This window comes from Variovorax paradoxus (assembly GCA_016806145.1).
Taxonomy (GTDB): Bacteria; Pseudomonadota; Gammaproteobacteria; order Burkholderiales; family Burkholderiaceae_C; genus Variovorax.
Genome location: CP063166.1, coordinates 2,881,629 through 2,897,068 on the forward strand (window position 1 = coordinate 2,881,629; position 15,440 = coordinate 2,897,068).

Below are 15,440 nucleotides of genomic sequence, written 5' to 3' on the forward strand. Positions count from 1 at the left end.
TCGTGCCCTACGTTCTTCCCGCCTTGCCCTATGCCTTCGACGCGCTCGAGCCGCACATCGACGCGCAGACGATGGAAATCCACCACGGCAAGCACCACCAGACCTACGTCAACAACCTCAACGCCGCGCTGAAGGACACGCCGCACGAAGGCCAGCCGGTCGAGGCGCTGATCGCCGGCGTCGAGCAATTGCCCGAGGCCCTGCGCGCGCCGGTGCGCAACAACGGCGGCGGCCACGCCAACCACGGCCTGTTCTGGACCGTGATGGCGCCCGTGGGCCAGGGCGGCGGCGGCTTGCCCGAAGGCGAGCTCGCCAAGGCCATCGATGCCGACCTCGGCGGCTTCGAGGCCTTCAAGGAGGCCTTCACCAAGGCCGCGCTCACGCGCTTCGGCAGCGGCTGGGCCTGGCTCACGGTCACGCCCGCCGGCAAGCTCGCGGTGGAGAGCAGCGGCAACCAGGACAGCCCGCTGATGCGCGGCATCGGCTCGGGCAACGCGGCGATCCTCGGGCTCGACGTGTGGGAGCACGCCTACTACCTCAAGTACCAGAACCGCCGCCCGGAATACATCGCGGCCTTCTACAACGTCGTGAACTGGGCCGAGGTGGCCCGTCGCCATGCCGCGGCGCTGCGCGGCGGAAATCCCGACGCATGAACCCCGCCAGCTCCGAGCAACCGGCCGCGGCCCCCGCCATGCACGGCCCGCGTCCCGCCCGCAGCGCGCGCGAATGGCTCGGGCTGGCGATCGTGGCGGCCGGCGCGCTCGTCGTGGTGGCGCACTTCTGGCGTTTCGTGACCGCCGACCCGGTGGTCTGGAACGCGCTCCTCGGCGGCTCGGTGGCGGCCTTCGCCACGGCGCTGGGCACCACGCCCGTGATCTTCTCGCAGCGCCTGCCCGACCGCGTGCAGGACACGCTGTTCGGCTTCGGCGCCGGCGTGATGCTCGCGGCCTGCGCGTTCTCGCTGATCATTCCGGGCCTCGAGGCCGCCAAGTCGATCGGCGTCTTCGGCGGCGGCGACTGGGCGGCCGGTGGCGTGATCGGCAGCGCGATCCTGCTCGGCGGCATCGCGCTGATGGTGATGGACCGCGTGCTGCCGCACGAGCATTTCATCAAGGGCCGCGAGGGGCAGGCGGCGCGCCAGATCCGGCGCACGTGGCTCTTCGTGTTCGCGATCGCGCTGCACAACGTGCCCGAGGGGCTGGCGATCGGTGTCGGCTACGCGGCCAACAACGGCCTGCGCGCCGACGCGCTGGCCACCGGCATCGCGATCCAGGACGTGCCCGAGGGCCTGGTGGTGGCGGTGGCGCTGCTGGCCGCGGGCTACAGCCGCATGTTCGCCGTGCTGATCGGCATGGCCTCGGGCCTGGTCGAGCCGCTGGGCGCGGTGCTCGGCGCGGCCGTGGTCGGCCATTCGGCGATGCTGCTGCCCTGGGGGCTCGGCTTCGCTGCGGGCGCGATGCTGTTCGTGATCAGCCACGAGATCATTCCCGAGTCGCACCGCAAGGGGCACGAGGCCTTCGCCACCGGCGGGCTGATGGTGGGCTTCGTGCTGATGATGCTGCTCGATACGGCGCTAGGCTGAGCGGCTGCTAGCCGCAAGAAAAAACGCGACGGGCCTGGCGGTCCGCCGCGTTTTTTCTTGAAGGGAGGCGATCTCAGCCGTGCTTCACCGCCACCGTCTTCAGCGTGGTGAAGCCGTACAGCGCCTCGAAGCCCTTCTCGCGGCCGTAGCCCGAGGACTTCACGCCGCCGAAGGGCAGCTCGACGCCGCCGCCGGCGCCGTAGTTGTTGATGAACACCTGGCCGCTGCGCACGCGCTTGGCCATGCGGAACTGGCGCGCGCCGTTCTCGGTCCAGATGCCGGCGACCAGGCCGAACTGGGTGGCGTTGGCAAGTGCCACCGCTTCGTCCTCGTCGGCGAAGGCCATGGCGGCGAGCACCGGGCCGAACACTTCCTCCTGTGCGAGGCGGTGGGTCACCGGCACGTCGCGCAGCAGCGTGGGTGCCTGGTAGAAGCCGGTCTCGGGCGCTTCGTCGACCACGATGCCCTGCGCCACCATCGGGATGCCGGCCACCTGCGCGTCGCTGAGGAAATCCCACACGCGCTGCTGCTGGGTCTGGCGGATCAGCGGACCGACGTCGAGGTCCATCGCGGCCGGGCCCACGCGCAGCGCCTCGAAGGCGTGGCCCAGGCGCTCGAGCAGCGGTTCGTAGATGGCCCGCTCGACCAGCACGCGCGAGCCGGCCGAGCAGGTCTGGCCGGCGTTCTGCACGATGGCGTTGATCAGCACCGGGATCGCCGCGTCGAGGTTGGCGTCGGCGAAGATGATCTGCGGGCTCTTGCCGCCGAGCTCGAGCGTGACCGGGCAATGCCGCTCGGCCGCCACCTGCTGGATCAGCGTGCCGATCTTCGGGCTGCCGGTGAAGCTGATGTGGTCGATGCCCTCGTGGCGCGCGAGCGCGTCGCCCACCTCGTGGCCGTAGCCCGTGACGATGTTGAGCGCGCCGGCCGGGAAGCCCACCTCGGCCGCGAGCTGCGCCACGCGGATCAGCGACAGGCAGGCGTCCTCGGCCGGCTTGACCACGCAGACGTTGCCGGCCGCGAGCGCGCCGCCCACGCTGCGCCCGAAGATCTGCATCGGGTAGTTCCAGGGGATCACGTGGCCGGTCACGCCGTGCGGCTCGCGCCAGGTGAAGACGCTATAGCCGTCCTGGTAGGGGATGGTTTCGCCGTGCAGCTTGTCGCAGGCACCGGCATAGAACTCGAAGTAGCGCACCAGCGCGAGCGCATCGGCGCGCGCCTGCTTCACGGGCTTGCCGCAGTCGCGCTGCTCGATGGCCGCGAGCTCGTCGACATGCTCGGCGATCTTCAGCGAGAGCTTGAACAGCAGCCGGCCGCGGTCGGCCGCGCTGACCTTGTGCCACACGCCCTCGAAGCAGTCGCGCGCGGCGCGCACCGCGCTGTCGATGTCGGCGGCATTGCTGCGCTGGATCTCGTCGTAGGGCTGGCCGTCGGAAGGGTCGATGACGGGGAGGGTGCGGCCGGAGGCCGAGGGAACGTCGGCGTTGGCGATGAAGTTGAGCTGCATGGGCCGGGATTCTGCGCGAAGCGGCGAAACCCCGCGCGGCGGTCAGCGCCCGGCCGCGGCCCTGGGCAGTGCCTTCACCGCATTGAGCATGCGCTCGACATGCTTGTCGGGATTGAGGTTCTGGTAGTACGACGCGACCTTGCCGTCGGGCGCGATCACGTACGACAGCCGGTTGGCGAAGTCGGGCCGGGTCTGCATCACCGCGTCGAAGGACTGGATCACGCTCTTCGACTCGTCGGAGGCCACCGGAAAGCGGCTCTGGCAGGACTTGACCGAGAACTTCGACAGCGTGTCAATGTCGTCGGCCGAGACGCCGATCACGGTCGCGCCCAGGGCCGCGAACTGGTCGATGGCCTCGGCGAAGGCATGGGCCTCGATCGAGCACTCGTTCGAGTCGGCGGCCGGGAAGAAGTACAGCACCACCGGTCCCTTGGCGAGCGCGTCGGCCAGCGAGTAGCGGAAGGTCTTGCCGCCGAGCGCGGCGGTGGCGGTGAAGCGGGGCGCGGGGTCGCCGATGTCGAGCGCCGCGTGGGCGGGTGCGCAGAGCGCCGCCGCGGCCAGGGTGAGGGTGAGGGTGAGGGTTCCGAATGCCGCGCGCGAGGAGGTCGGAAGTTGCATGGCGGTGTGCTCCGGTCGCTGTGGGGGCGGATTCTAGGACGATGCCGGCGCTGAAACCGGCGCGGCGTGCGCGCCGTACTTGCCGCAGGGGCCGCCATCGAAAAGAGGGAAGATGCGGCCCCGGGAGCGCGCTCATCGCGCCGATGGCGGGGAAGAACGGAATGACGACGAATGCCTGGATCCGGCGCGCGCTGCGCCTCGTGTACGCCCTTGGCGTGGCCGCGACGCTCGCCGCCTGCGGTGCGCTGCCGCCCGCGCGCGAACGGCCCGCCGAGCATGCCGCGGCCTTCGATCCCTCGACCCGGCTCGCGAAGATCGCCGAGGCCTCGACGCCGCCCGGCGAGCACTCGGGCTTCCGGCTGATGCCGCTGGGCGTGTATTCGCTCGACGCGCGCATCCAGCTCGCACAGCGGGCCCAGCGCTCGCTCGTGGTGCAGTACTACCAGCTCGAGAACGACGCCACCGGCCGGCTGCTGCTGCGCTCGCTGCGCGAAGCCGCCGCGCGCGGCGTGCAGGTGCGCCTGCTGGTCGACGACCTCTACACCATGAAGAGCCAGCAACTGCTGCTGGCGCTGGCCGCCGTGCCCAACGTGCAGGTGCGGCTGTTCAATCCCTTCTGCTGCGGGCGCGGCGGCGGGCTCTTGTCGCGCTTCGCGGCCTCGCCGCTGGAGATCGCACGGCTCAACCACCGCATGCACAACAAGCTGTTCATCGCCGACGGCGCGATGGCGGTGGTGGGCGGGCGCAACATCGCCGACGAGTACTTCGTGCTCAGCGAGGCGCAGAACTTCATCGACATGGACGCGCTGGTGGTCGGCAAGGTGGTGCCGCAGCTCGAATCGATCTTCGACACTTACTGGAACAGCCGGCAGGTCTGGCCGGTGGCCGACATCGTGACGGGCGAGGGCGGCCGTGCGCCGGGCGCGGCCGATTTCGATGCCTGGATCGGCATGGCCGCGCCGCCGCCGAAGATCGTGCTGCCGCCGGTCGACATCCTCGGCTACGGACCGATCGCCGAGGAGCTCGACGCGGGCCGCATGGGCCTGCTGTGGGGCGAGGCGCGCGCCATCGCCGATCCGCCGACCAAGCCGACCACCATGACCGCCGAGGAGGCCATCGCCACCAGCGTGACGATGAAGGTCTGGACCCTGATGCTCGACGCGCAGAGCGAGGTCGACCTGACCTCGCCCTACCTGGTGCCGGGCGAGCGCGGCATGGCGGCCTTCGAGGAACTGACGAAGCGCAAGGTCAAGCTCACGCTGCTGACCAACTCGCTGGCCGCCAACGACGAACCGCTGGTGCACACCGGCTACGTGCGCTACCGCGAACGGCTGCTGCGCAGCGGCGCCGACGTCTACGAGCTGAGCCCCAAGCGCACCAGCGCGGGCGAGCGCTTCGGCATGTTCGGCAAGTCGCTGGGCCGGCTGCATGCCAAGACCGCGGCCATCGACAAGCGCCGCATCTTCATCGGCTCGATGAATCTCGACCCGCGCTCGGCCAGCCAGAACACCGAGATGGGCGTGGTGGCCGACAGCCCGCAGCTCGCGCGCGAGATGCTGCGCGTGATCAACATCAGCAAGCTGCAGAACTCCTACCGGCTGCGGCTGGCCAAGGGCACCGGCACGCTGGAATGGCTCACGACCGACGGCGAGAAGGAGCTGATCCTGACCGCCGAGCCCGAGTCGGATTTCTTCCAGCGCTTCTACAACATGCTGATCGCCCCGATCGTGCCCGAGATGCTGCTGTAGCCTCGGGGGGATGGCGCAGACCTTCACGTCCCTTTCCGCCCCGCAGGTGATGCTGTGGGGGCTGCTGTTCTTCGGCGGCATCTACCTCGGCTTCGGCGCGCTCAACACCCTGCTGACGAAGCGCGTGCTGCCGGCGCTGGGCATTGGGCGGGTGCTCGATCCGCGGCCGCTGCAGCCCGGGCAATTGCGGCGCGAGCTCACGCAGTCGGGCATCTCGGTGCTGATCTTCGGGCTCGGCATGGTGTTTCCCTGGGCGCTGCTGCAGCTGGGCTGGGCGCGGCTCGATCCCGATGCTGGCTGGCGCCAGGTCGTGGCCGAGATCGTGGTGCTCGCGCTGTGGAACGAAGTGCATTTCTGGCTCAACCACCGGCTGCTGCACACGCGCTGGCTGCGGCGCTTCCACGGGCCGCATCACCGCTCCTTCGTGACCACGCCCTGGGCCACCTACAGCTTCCATCCGCTGGAGGCCGCGATGCTCGGCAACGTGATCCTGCTGCCGATGGTGCTGCACGACTTCAGCTTCTGGTCGCTGGCCTCGGTGCCGGTGTTCAGCCTGTTCTTCAACAGCGTCGGGCATTCGAACTACGACTTCTTCCCGCGCGTGTCGTACAGCCACTGGTTCGCGGCCAGCCGCCGCCATCACCTGCACCACGCCTGCCACAACGGCAACTACGGCTTCCAGTTCACCTTCATGGACCGGCTCTTCGGCACCCGCATCGCGGCCGACGCGGCCGAGCCGCTGTTCCGGGGCTTTCGCGACAGGCAGCGCGGCCGTGCGGCCACGCACGATGGCAGGCCGGCCTGAGATGCCGCGGCTGCGTCACTGGCGCGACTGGCAGAGCCTGCTCTACCTGGCGGCCTTGCCGGCACTGGCCGCATGGCAATGGGTGCACGGCTTCAGCCCCTGGCTCTATGCGCCGATGCTGTTCCTCACGCTCGGCGTCGGCGTGATCCACCACAACCACGTGCACCTGCGCATGTGGCGCGGCCGGCGCATGAACCGGCTGACCGACTCCTGGATCACGCTGCTGCAGGGCCATCCGACCTTCGTGTTCTGGCCGGCGCACGTGGCGAACCACCACCGCCATCGCCATGGGCCGAAGGACGTGGCGCGCACCTACCGCTTCGGCGGCGACAGCAACCACCTGCGCGGCTACCTGCTGCATCCGTTCCAGGCGGTGTGGGTGCTGTTCCCGCTGTTCATCGCGTGGCTGGGTCGGCTGCATCGCCATCGGCGCGGGGCCTGGCGCTACTGCATGGCGCAGTAGGCGCTGTGGCTCGCGAGCTGGGCCGCGCTGCTCGCGCTCGACTGGCGCAAGGCGCTGGTGTTCGTGATCCTGCCGCAGCTGCACGGCCTGCACTGGCTGCTGGCCACCAACTACCTGCAGCATGCGCATGCCGACGGCCGCCGGCCCGAACGAGGGGCGCGCGGCGATACCCCGGGTACCCCGCTGAACTACGCGCGCAATTTCGAGGGCTGGGTCAATCCGCTGCTGTTCAACATCGGGCTCCACACGGCGCACCACGAGAACCCGCATGCCCATTGGTCCGAGCTCACGCATCTGCATCGCACGCACTACCGTGCGCGGGTCGATCCGTCGCTCAACGAGGGCGGGCTGGTGCCGTACATGGCGCGCGTGTTCGTGCTCGGCGCGCTCTGGCCGCGATGGCGCAGCCGACTGCTGATGCCGGGCGATTCCTTCACTTCCTGACACATGCCAGTTCCCTTCCAACGCGTCTACCTCGAAAGCGCCGGCTATTTCATGCCGGGCGACCCCGTGCCCAACGAGCGCATGGACGACTTCATCGCGCCGCTCAACCGGATGTCCGAGCGCATCAAGCGCCGCATCCTGGCCGAGAACGGCATCCAGACACGGCACTACGCGATCGATGCCGAAGGCGCGACGCGCCACACCAATGCGCAGATGGCGGCCGGCGCGATCCGCGACTGCCTGCAACGCGGCGGCGCCGAGCTGTCGCGCGTGTCGCTGCTGGCCAGCGGCTCCTCGGGCGGCGACACGCTGATGCCCGGCTTCGCCAACATGATCCAGGGCGAGCTCGCGGCAGCGCCGATGGAAACGCTCGCGGTGCACGGCATCTGCGCGGCCGGCGTGTCGGCGATCCAGGCCGCGGCGCAGGGCATCGAGCTGGGCGCGCACCGCTCGGCGCTCGCGGTGGCCAGCGAGATGCCCTCGCGGCTGTTCAAGCGCTCGCGCTTCGCCGCGCGCGGCTATGAGACCGACTTCGACTCGCACTTCCTGCGCTGGATGCTGTCGGACGGCGCCGGGGCGCTGCTGCTGTCCGACGGTGCGCCCGCGCTGGCCGGTTCGCCGGGCCTGCGGCTGCGCCTGAAATGGGTGCACCAGCGCTCGTTCTCGGGTGACTACCCGGTCTGCATGCAGCTGGGCCTGACCGAGGACCGCGCGCGCGGCCACCTCGACTTCGCTTCCTGGTCCGAGGCCGAGGCGGCCGGCGCGCTGTCGCTGCGCCAGGACATCCGGCTGCTGCCGCACCTGTTCGACATCGGCATCCACGAGTACGCGGGGCTGGTGCGCGACGGCTGGGTCGATCCGAAGCGCGTCGACCATTTCCTCTGCCACTACTCGTCGGAGAAGTTCATCCCGGTGGTCGAGGACCTGATGGCCAAGGCCGAGCTGTCGATCCCGCGCGAGCGCTGGTGGAGCAATCTCGCGTGGCGCGGCAACACCGGGGCGGCTTCCATCCTGGTGATGCTGGCCGAGTTCCTCCATACCCGCGCGCTGAAGCCCGGCGAGCAGGTCTTCTGCTACGTGCCGGAGTCGGGGCGCTTCATGGCGGCCTACATGCTGTTCGAGGTCGAGGCGGTGGAGGCGCCGCCCGTGATGGCCGCACCGCGCGCCACCGTGGCCACCGCCGACGACGAGCTCGTGATCGCGCCGCCGCACGATCCGGCCGCCGCGCCCGAGGGCCTGGGCGCGCTGCTGACCGAGCTGGCCGCCATCTGGCACGACTACCGCTCGCGCGTCTGGCGCACGCCGCTCGTGCGGCAGATCCGCGAGCGCCGCTTCGCCGTGGCCGATTACCTGAACTGGATGGAGCAGTGGGTGCCGCAGGTGCGCGAAGGCAGCCTCTGGATGCGCGAGGGCGCTGCCTCGCTGAGCGAGCCGTACCAGGCGCTGTCCTCGCTGATCGGCGTGCACGCGGGCGAGGAGCAGAACGACTTCCAGATCCTGTTCGGCGACTACCGCAAGGCCGGCGGCACGGTCGAGCGCATCGAGGACCTGCGCCGCAACCCCGGCGGCGAGGCGCTCAACGCCTACCTGCATGCGCTGGCCGCCACGCGCGACCCGATCGGCCTGCTGGGCGCGATCTACATCATCGAGGGCACGGGCCAGCGCATCGTGCCGGCGCTGCTGCCGCTGCTCAAGGCCAGCCTGCGGCTGCCGCCCGATGCCTTCCGCTTCCTCGAGTACCACGGCCACAACGACGAGAACCACCTGAACCGCTGGCTGCTCGCGGTCGAGATGGTGATGGCCGTCGAGGGCCAGGCCCGCGCCGCGCGCCAGATCGCCGACACGGCGCGCCACACGGCCGCCCTCTACCTGATGCAGTTCCAGCACATCACCGAGCGGATTTCCCATGCGAACGCCTGAATTCCTGGCCCGCGGGCACGACGAGCGCGACCCCAGCCCCTGGCTGGCGCTCTACCTCGACCAGAGCACGCCGCTGCCCGACGAGGTCAAGGCGGCCTGGCTCGCCGATTCGAGCTCGGGCTCGCGGCAGTACCTGCTGCCGTTCCTGCGGCCGATCGCGCGCGCCACCATCATCCTGATCCAGGTGGTGAAGGTGTTCGTGCCACGCAACTGGTCGCACTCGCGGCTGCTGCACCGGATCCTGGCCTGGGGGCTGCAGCATTTCGTCTCGCCCGAGGCCAACTGGCTGATCCTGCGGCACTTCCACCTGGGCTCGCAGGTGCTGGCCTTCATCGGGCGCAATTCGCCGGCGCCGGTGGCCACCTCGCCGCTGGAGCCGCCGGACATCGAGGCGCTGAAGGACGACATGTTCCTCAAGCACGACCTGAACCTGTTCAATTTCGTGATCCGGCTGAACCAGGCGCTGCGCGACCGCGGGCTGGCGCTGGGCAAGGCGGACGCGCCCGATTTCTCGATGATCCGGGAGCCCGCGCTGCGCCTGGAGGACATGCCGCATGGGCGGCTCAACTTCCTCGATCTGCAGAGCGCCATCGAGCTGTTCACGCCGCTCTACCAGCTGATGCTGACCGACAACGACTTCTGGCGCGCCGCCAACTCGCTGCAACTGGATGAAACCATCGGCATCTATGCCGCCACCATCCTGGCGGCGCCCGAGCACCTGATCCTGGTCAACAACAAGCATCCGCTGGTGCCGCTGTCGACCCTGCGGGCCGGGCACCGGCTGGTGATCCATGGCCTCTCGACCGAAATGCTGCACAGCCTGCTGCAGCGCATGAAGGCCGCGAGGAGCGGCGAGGGCGGCGAATCCGGCTTCGTCCCGGCCGGGGAAGGGGCTTCGGCCGACACCCCGCCACTTGCATAGGGGTATGCTGTCCCCAGATGCAGACCATGAACACGACCCACACTCTGTCCCCCAAGACCGATCTGTCGGTGACCCATGTGCTGGCACAGTTGCTCGAGCGGCTGGAATACAGCAAGGTGCCCGTCGGTGCCGAGCAGTACCGCTCGGTGGTCGCGCACCTGGTGCACGAGTTCGAAGACGTCGAATCGGGCGCCGACCTCAGCCGCCTGCTCGACGCCTATCCGGCCGCCGCCGAGGTGTACGAGAACCTCAACTACCAGCACGCCGGCCTGTGCCGCTCCGCGCTCGACGCCTCGCTGGCGGCCGAGACCCGCGCCAGGGAAGCAATCGCGCGCGCCATGCGCCGCCCCGAACCGAACAAGAAGGAAGAAACCGATGGCCAAGGCTGAGGTGAAGACTGCCGTCCTGGAAGACGGCCTGCGCTACAAGTCGAAGACGCCGGGGTCCCCGTTCCGCGCCTCCGCGTCGTTCAGCGGCGCCACCATGTCGTGCTTCATGTGCGGCAAGCACCGCGTGCGCTCGCAGCTGCGCACCCGCCAGGTACTCGGCAAGTCGCAGACCGTCTGCGCGCCGTCCTGCAAGGCGCTCGACGAGGCGCTGGAAGCCGCCGCGGCTGCGCCGTCTTCGCCCGAATGACCCAGCGCCCGCGAGGGCGTTTGTCGATCCGTCTCGCCTAGCACGGCGGGGCGACGCGTTGGCGACATGCCCGTGCGGGCATGCCGTCGTCCGGCTTCCAAGTTGACTGCAATAGTTATACAGTTAGAAACAATTGATGCATGTAATTGCATTGGTCAAAAAGTTCTAATTTCAGGCCGACATCAGATGATTTGCAGCAAGGCAATGAATGCTTTTGGCGTAGTGCGACAGTTCGCGCGCGCGAAAGGAAGCTGCCGTGGCTAAACCGCGTCACGTGGTCATGCAGGTGGTCAAGCGGTCTTCGGGCAGCGCGTCGCATCATGTGGAATTCCTGATGGACGACAACTTCGCCGAGCGCCTGCGGCAGTTGCGTTCGCTGGTGCCGCCGCTGGGCAGCCTCAACAAGCAGCGCGACCTGGTCATCGACAAGGTGCGGGTGCGGCTGCCCAACGCCATCTGGCGCTCGGGCCATGGCACCGACAGCAGCGTGGACGGCTCGTGCATCGTGATCGCGTCCGAGGGCTCGTTCAACTGCGGCGGCAAGGACCGCCTGACGCGCGAGAAGCTGGTGACCTACAACTTCTCGATCGCCCGCCTGGTCGAGCTGCACGGCGAGCGCCCCGAGGGCGAGACCTTCTACATCCGCGACGGCACCTTCGCCAACGACGAGCCGGCCGAGTCGCCGGCCGGCCGCTGGGTGGCCTCGATGCACGAACTCGAGGCCGTGATGCGCGTGCCCGACGCGCCCTCGGACTTCGACACCCTGCACGAGGTGCCGTTGCGCGTCGACCCGCAGCAGCAGGCGAGCGGCACGGTGCCGCAGCACCGCACCAGCTTCTTCTGAAGAACCGCGCTCAGGCCGCGGCCGCTTCCGGCTGCGCCGCAGTCGTGCCGCCAACCGGCACATAGGCCGCGCGGTTGTCCACCAGCCAGCGTTCCGACAGGCTGCTGTCCTGCTGCGCCGGATGGAAATCGGCGCGCAGGTAGCGGCGCCACATCGCGTAGTTGCCGCGCAGCAGCCCGTCGCGCGCGAGCAGGATGCGCGCGGCGCTCTTCCAGGTCGACCATTTCCACAGCTGCTTCTCGTGCCGCAGGTTGGCCAGCGTCTGGTGCATCAGGTCGCCGAGGAACATCAGCGTGACGCGGCGGAACCAGCGCGTGCGCCATTCGTCGGAACCTCCGGCGGCCCGGTAGACGTCGAAGGCCACGCTCTTGTGCTCGAGCTCCTCGGCGCTGTGCCACAGCCACATGGTGCGCAGCCGGGGCTCGGCGCCGTCGAGGATCTGCGGATGCGCCAGCAGCCATTCGGCGAACATGGCCGTGAAGTGCTCGGTGGCGGCCGTCACCGCGAGCGCGTGGCGCGGATCGGCGCCTTCCATCAGCGACAGCCGCTTGCTCGCGCGCTCGGTCCAGCGGTCGACCAGGCCCTGCTTCTCGAGGTGGGCGTTGAACAGCGAATGGATGCGCCGGTGCGTCGCCTCCTGGCCGATGAAGCCGCGTACGTCGGCGCGGTATTGGTCCTGCGTCTCGGGCGGCAGGGTGGCGACGGCGTCGCGCACGGCGTCGATGAAGAACTGCTCGCCGAACGGAAAACTCATCGACAGGGCGTTGAAGAAGGCGGTGGAGAATGCATCGCCGCCGCACCAGTCGCGGGCAAACGGGGCCTGGAGGTCGATCAGAAGGCGGCGGACGACGAGTTCGGTGCTCATGAAGACAATCCTCGTGAATCGGAATGGTGGTGGCAAGGGGGCGTGGTACAGATGCGTACCGCGATGCCTGCATGGTGCCTTCGGGTGCTTGGTACTGTCAAGTACCAGTGCGTACGAAAATGTTCCGTTCATGAGTGCCGTCACCGACAACACCCCCCAAACCCCGGCCGAATCGCGCAACGAGCACTACCGCCGGCTGCTCGAGGGCATGGCCCGCGCGGTGGCCGCCAAGGGCTATGCCGACACCACCATCGCCGACATCGTGCGCGAGGCCGCGGTGTCGCGCCGCACCTTCTACGAGCACTTCGCGACCAAGACCGAATGCCTGATCGCGCTCTACGAGGCGGCCAGCCACTTGGCGCTGCAGGCGGTCAGCGAGGCCTTCGACCCGGTGCAGCCCTGGCATGCGCAGGTGGAGCGCGCGATCACGGCCTATCTCGACTACCTCGCGCAGGACCCGGTGCTGTTGCGCACGCTGTTCGTCGAGATCCTGGGCCTGGGCATGCCGGGGCTGGTGGCGCGGCGCCGGGTCAACGACGAGATCGCGAACTTCATCCAGGCCGCGATCAACAGCAGTGGCACGACCGGCCCGGGCCCGCAAGCGCACCTGACGAGCGAGATGGCGATGACGGTGGTCGGCGGCATCAACGAGCTGGTGCTGCAAGCCATCGAGCAGGATCGCGCGGGCGACCTGCGCGAACTGGTCGCGCCGGCCACGCGGCTGGTGCGCGCGGTGGCGGCGGAGAGCCAGCGCTAGGTCGAGGCCCTGCGCCGCGGCGTTGCCGCGAGCCAAAGCGTCAGCAGGCCGGCGAGCAGCAGGCCCAGCAGCACGCCCAGGTGCGGCAGCACGTCGTGCAGCGGCGCGCCCATCTGGTTGAGCCGCAGCGAGGCCTGGATGCCGGCCGTGCTCGGGAACAGCCAGCGCAGGGCCTGCAGCGGCGCGGGCAGGGCCTCGACCGGCCACGAGAAACCCGACAGAAAAGCCATCGGCAGGGCCGTGAACAGCAGCACCTGCAGCGCCCGTTCGCGGTCGCGGAACCAGCAGCCCAGCAGCAGGCCCAGCGTGCAGATCGCGGGCACGTAGAACGCCAGCAGCACCACCGCGCCGAAGGGATTGCCGCCACGCGGATAGTCCTGCAGGAAGAACACCCAGCCGAAATAGAAGATGCCGCTGAGCACGCCGAAGCCCGACAGCGCCGCCAGCCGGCCCAGCCAGGCGCTCATCGAGGCGCGCAGCCGCCGCGCCTCGGCCCAGGTGCCGGCCAGCATCGCGGTGCCCATCAACAGCGTCTGCTGCAGGATCAGCAGCGCCACCGCCGGCACCACGTAGCTGCCGTAGCCCTCGGTGGGATTGAACAGCGCCACCAGTTGCGTGACCAGCGGGCTGCGGCTGCGCGCGGCCTGCACTGCGCTCTGGCCGCCGGCTTGCAGCTTGCGGATCTCGACGCCGGCCGAGACCGTGCCCACCGCTTCCGAGAAGCCGTAGAGCACCGCCTTGTTGAGCAGCGCATAGGCGCCGTTGCCCTCGATGCTCACCACCGCCGGCAGGCCGCGCAGCACGCTGCGCTTGAGGTCGGCCGGCAGCAGCGCATAGCCCTCGATCTCGCCGCGCCACAGGGCCTGCTGCGCCTCGTGCACGTCGGCCGTGACCAGGCGCACGTCCAGTCGCGGATTGGCCATCGCGAAGCGCGCGATCTGGCGCGACAGCCCGGTGTGGTCCTGGTCGACCACCGCCACCGGCACGCGGGTCACGGCCTGCGATCCGTAGGGCCAGGGGTAGAAGAAGCCGTAGATGATCGGCGCCAGCAGCATGATGAGCAGCACGCCCTTGTCGCGCAGCACGGCCAGCGCGGTGTCGCTCCAGGCGGCGCTGAAGCGGGCGAGGGCGCGGCGGCGGTCCATCAGCGGCCGCCCCACGAATCGGGCGCGCGCGCCGCGCGGCCCAGCGCGGTGGCCGTCGCGGCCAGCAGCACGGCGCTGCCCAGCACCATCCACAGCGGCGTCGCGGCCGAATAGGCCAGCGGCGCGCCCATCTGCAGCTGCTCCATCTGCACGCGGATGTAGTGGGTGTAGGGCAGCAGCGCGGCCCACAGCTGCGCCAGCGCGGGCATGGCCACCAGCGGGAAGCCCACGCCGCCGAACGCGAAGGCCGGCGCGGTGATGAAGCCGGTGGCCGACAGCGCGGTGCGCAGCGAGCGCGTGAGTGCCGCCACGAAGCCGCCGAGCGCGATCGACAGCGCGAGGAACACCACCAGCGCGAACAGCGTCCAGCCGAGCGAGCCCACCGGATGCCAGCCGCGCCCGGCCGTGATCCACAGCATGGCGGCGATGCCGACCAGCGACAGGCTCGCGAACGGCAGCGCCAGCTTGCCCGCGAGCGCGGCCAGCGCCTCGTGCCAGCGCGGCGCGGCGCCCAGCCAGCCGCCGATGCTGCGGTCGCGCAGCTCGCGGCCCACGGCCCAGGCGCCGGCGGTCATCGCGAGGATGTGCAGCAGCGCCGGGATCAGCGCGGCGCCGAGGAACTGCTCGTAGTCGCCCGAGGTGTTGAACAGCGCGACGGTGCCGGCCTTCAGGGGCTCCATGGTCGCGCGCGCGGCGATCATCGATTCGCCGCGCTTGTTGCGCACCGCGAGTTCGACCCCGCCCGAGACCGTGGCGACCACGGTGCGCACGTCGCGCTGGATCAGGCTCGAATGGGTGCCGAGCTGGGCGTTGTGCAGCAGCACGACCTGGCCCGTGCGGCCCTGCTTGACCTCGCGCTCGAGATCGCGCGGCAGTTGCACCGCGGCATCGACCGCGCCGCTGGTGAGCGCGCGCGCCATCGCGCCTTCGTCGTCGAAGCGCTGCACCACGCGCAGCCCCGGCGTGGCGTCGAGGAAGCGCACGATCTGGCGCGACAGCGCCGAGCGGTCCTGGTCGAGCACGCCGATCGGCAGCCGCTCGGGCAGGCCGGCCGAGAAGATCCACCAGATCAGCAGCACCGCGAGCAGCGGTACCCAGGAGATCATCGCGAGGTCCCAGGGCCGCGTGCGCAGCAGCGCGAACTCGCGCCGTGCGCTGGCGGTGGAGAAGCCGCGAAGGCTCAT

General features: G+C 69.8%; 15 protein-coding genes and 1 pseudogene. 11 read left to right on the top strand and 5 right to left on the bottom strand.

Annotation, left to right across the window (positions count from 1 at the left end):
• Positions 1–2 precede the first annotated feature (2 nt).
• Positions 3–653, top strand: coding sequence for a superoxide dismutase (locus INQ48_13320; GenBank protein ID QRF60129.1), 651 nt, complete (start codon positions 3–5; stop codon positions 651–653).
• A gap of 38 nt (positions 654–691) precedes the next feature.
• Complete coding sequence (locus INQ48_13325) at positions 692–1,582, top strand: ZIP family metal transporter (protein QRF60720.1); 891 nt, start codon at positions 692–694, stop codon at positions 1,580–1,582.
• A 73-nt stretch (positions 1,583–1,655) separates the two neighbouring features.
• Here the strand turns inward: INQ48_13325 and INQ48_13330 are convergent, their stop codons facing one another.
• Together INQ48_13330 and INQ48_13335 are read right to left on the bottom strand one after the other, a co-directional pair.
• Complete coding sequence (locus INQ48_13330) at positions 1,656–3,089, bottom strand: aldehyde dehydrogenase family protein (GenBank protein QRF60130.1); 1,434 nt, start codon at positions 3,087–3,089, stop codon at positions 1,656–1,658.
• 42 nt (positions 3,090–3,131) lie between these two features.
• Positions 3,132–3,650 (bottom strand): peroxiredoxin, encoded by a 519-nt coding sequence (locus tag INQ48_13335; GenBank protein ID QRF60721.1) that lies wholly within the window; start codon positions 3,648–3,650, stop codon positions 3,132–3,134.
• Positions 3,651–3,868: 218 nt separating this feature from the next.
• Here INQ48_13335 and INQ48_13340 point away from each other — a divergent pair, with 218 nt between their 5' ends.
• From INQ48_13340 to INQ48_13375, 8 genes and pseudogenes are all read left to right on the top strand, one after another.
• Entirely contained in the window at positions 3,869–5,455 is a 1,587-nt protein-coding gene (locus tag INQ48_13340; GenBank protein ID QRF60131.1) for a phospholipase D family protein, read from the top strand.
• Positions 5,456–5,465: 10 nt separating this feature from the next.
• Positions 5,466–6,260 (top strand): sterol desaturase family protein, encoded by a 795-nt coding sequence (locus INQ48_13345; protein ID QRF60132.1) that lies wholly within the window; start codon positions 5,466–5,468, stop codon positions 6,258–6,260.
• A pseudogene (locus tag INQ48_13350) lies at positions 6,244–7,167 on the top strand (fatty acid desaturase). Before INQ48_13345 ends, INQ48_13350 begins: the two are co-directional and overlap by 17 nt.
• 3 nt (positions 7,168–7,170) lie before the next feature.
• Positions 7,171–9,087: an iron-containing redox enzyme family protein gene (locus INQ48_13355; protein ID QRF60133.1), complete on the top strand. Its 1,917-nt coding sequence runs from the start codon at positions 7,171–7,173 to the stop codon at positions 9,085–9,087.
• Positions 9,074–10,009, top strand: a complete 936-nt coding sequence (locus INQ48_13360) for a hypothetical protein (protein ID QRF60134.1) — start codon at positions 9,074–9,076, stop codon at positions 10,007–10,009. The genes INQ48_13355 and INQ48_13360 overlap by 14 nt, the downstream gene beginning before the upstream one ends.
• 17 nt (positions 10,010–10,026) lie before the next feature.
• On the top strand, positions 10,027–10,398 hold the full coding sequence (locus INQ48_13365) for a hypothetical protein (GenBank protein QRF60135.1): 372 nt from the start codon (positions 10,027–10,029) through the stop codon (positions 10,396–10,398).
• Positions 10,385–10,645, top strand: coding sequence for a hypothetical protein (locus INQ48_13370; GenBank protein QRF60136.1), 261 nt, complete (start codon positions 10,385–10,387; stop codon positions 10,643–10,645). The genes INQ48_13365 and INQ48_13370 overlap by 14 nt, the downstream gene beginning before the upstream one ends.
• A gap of 256 nt (positions 10,646–10,901) precedes the next feature.
• Positions 10,902–11,489, top strand: a complete 588-nt coding sequence (locus tag INQ48_13375; protein ID QRF60137.1) for a hypothetical protein — start codon at positions 10,902–10,904, stop codon at positions 11,487–11,489.
• Positions 11,490–11,499: 10 nt separating this feature from the next.
• Here the strand turns inward: INQ48_13375 and INQ48_13380 are convergent, their stop codons facing one another.
• Positions 11,500–12,354: a metal-dependent hydrolase gene (locus INQ48_13380; GenBank protein QRF60138.1), complete on the bottom strand. Its 855-nt coding sequence runs from the start codon at positions 12,352–12,354 to the stop codon at positions 11,500–11,502.
• A gap of 130 nt (positions 12,355–12,484) precedes the next feature.
• Between INQ48_13380 and INQ48_13385 the strand changes: the two genes are divergently transcribed.
• Positions 12,485–13,111 carry a TetR/AcrR family transcriptional regulator gene (locus tag INQ48_13385; GenBank protein ID QRF60139.1) on the top strand — a complete coding sequence of 209 codons (627 nt, stop codon included), beginning with the start codon at positions 12,485–12,487 and terminating at the stop codon, positions 13,109–13,111.
• Here INQ48_13385 and INQ48_13390 read toward each other — a convergent pair.
• Both INQ48_13390 and INQ48_13395 read right to left on the bottom strand, forming a co-directional pair.
• Entirely contained in the window at positions 13,108–14,256 is a 1,149-nt protein-coding gene (locus INQ48_13390) for an ABC transporter permease (GenBank protein QRF60140.1), read from the bottom strand. The two genes, INQ48_13385 and INQ48_13390, sit on opposite strands and share 4 nt — an antisense overlap.
• A complete protein-coding gene (locus tag INQ48_13395; GenBank protein ID QRF60141.1) occupies positions 14,256–15,440 on the bottom strand; it encodes an ABC transporter permease in 1,185 nt (394 codons plus the stop codon). Before INQ48_13395 ends, INQ48_13390 begins: the two co-directional genes overlap by 1 nt.

What these genes read in the sequence shown, in the direction of transcription:
- INQ48_13360 (QRF60134.1), top strand. Translation starts at nt 9,074, where the DNA reads ATGCGAACGCCTGAATTCCTGGCCCGCGGGCACGACGAGCGCGACCCC.
- INQ48_13370 (QRF60136.1), top strand. Translation starts at nt 10,385, where the DNA reads ATGGCCAAGGCTGAGGTGAAGACTGCCGTCCTGGAAGACGGCCTGCGC.
- INQ48_13325 (QRF60720.1), top strand. Translation starts at nt 692, where the DNA reads ATGCACGGCCCGCGTCCCGCCCGCAGCGCGCGCGAATGGCTCGGGCTG.
- INQ48_13355 (QRF60133.1), top strand. Translation starts at nt 7,171, where the DNA reads ATGCCAGTTCCCTTCCAACGCGTCTACCTCGAAAGCGCCGGCTATTTC.
- INQ48_13380 (QRF60138.1), bottom strand. Translation starts at nt 12,354, where the DNA reads ATGAGCACCGAACTCGTCGTCCGCCGCCTTCTGATCGACCTCCAGGCC.
- INQ48_13340 (QRF60131.1), top strand. Translation starts at nt 3,869, where the DNA reads ATGACGACGAATGCCTGGATCCGGCGCGCGCTGCGCCTCGTGTACGCC.
- INQ48_13385 (QRF60139.1), top strand. Translation starts at nt 12,485, where the DNA reads ATGAGTGCCGTCACCGACAACACCCCCCAAACCCCGGCCGAATCGCGC.
- INQ48_13365 (QRF60135.1), top strand. Translation starts at nt 10,027, where the DNA reads ATGCAGACCATGAACACGACCCACACTCTGTCCCCCAAGACCGATCTG.
- INQ48_13395 (QRF60141.1), bottom strand. Translation starts at nt 15,440, where the DNA reads ATGAGCCTTCGCGGCTTCTCCACCGCCAGCGCACGGCGCGAGTTCGCG.
- INQ48_13330 (QRF60130.1), bottom strand. Translation starts at nt 3,089, where the DNA reads ATGCAGCTCAACTTCATCGCCAACGCCGACGTTCCCTCGGCCTCCGGC.
- INQ48_13345 (QRF60132.1), top strand. Translation starts at nt 5,466, where the DNA reads ATGGCGCAGACCTTCACGTCCCTTTCCGCCCCGCAGGTGATGCTGTGG.
- INQ48_13390 (QRF60140.1), bottom strand. Translation starts at nt 14,256, where the DNA reads ATGGACCGCCGCCGCGCCCTCGCCCGCTTCAGCGCCGCCTGGAGCGAC.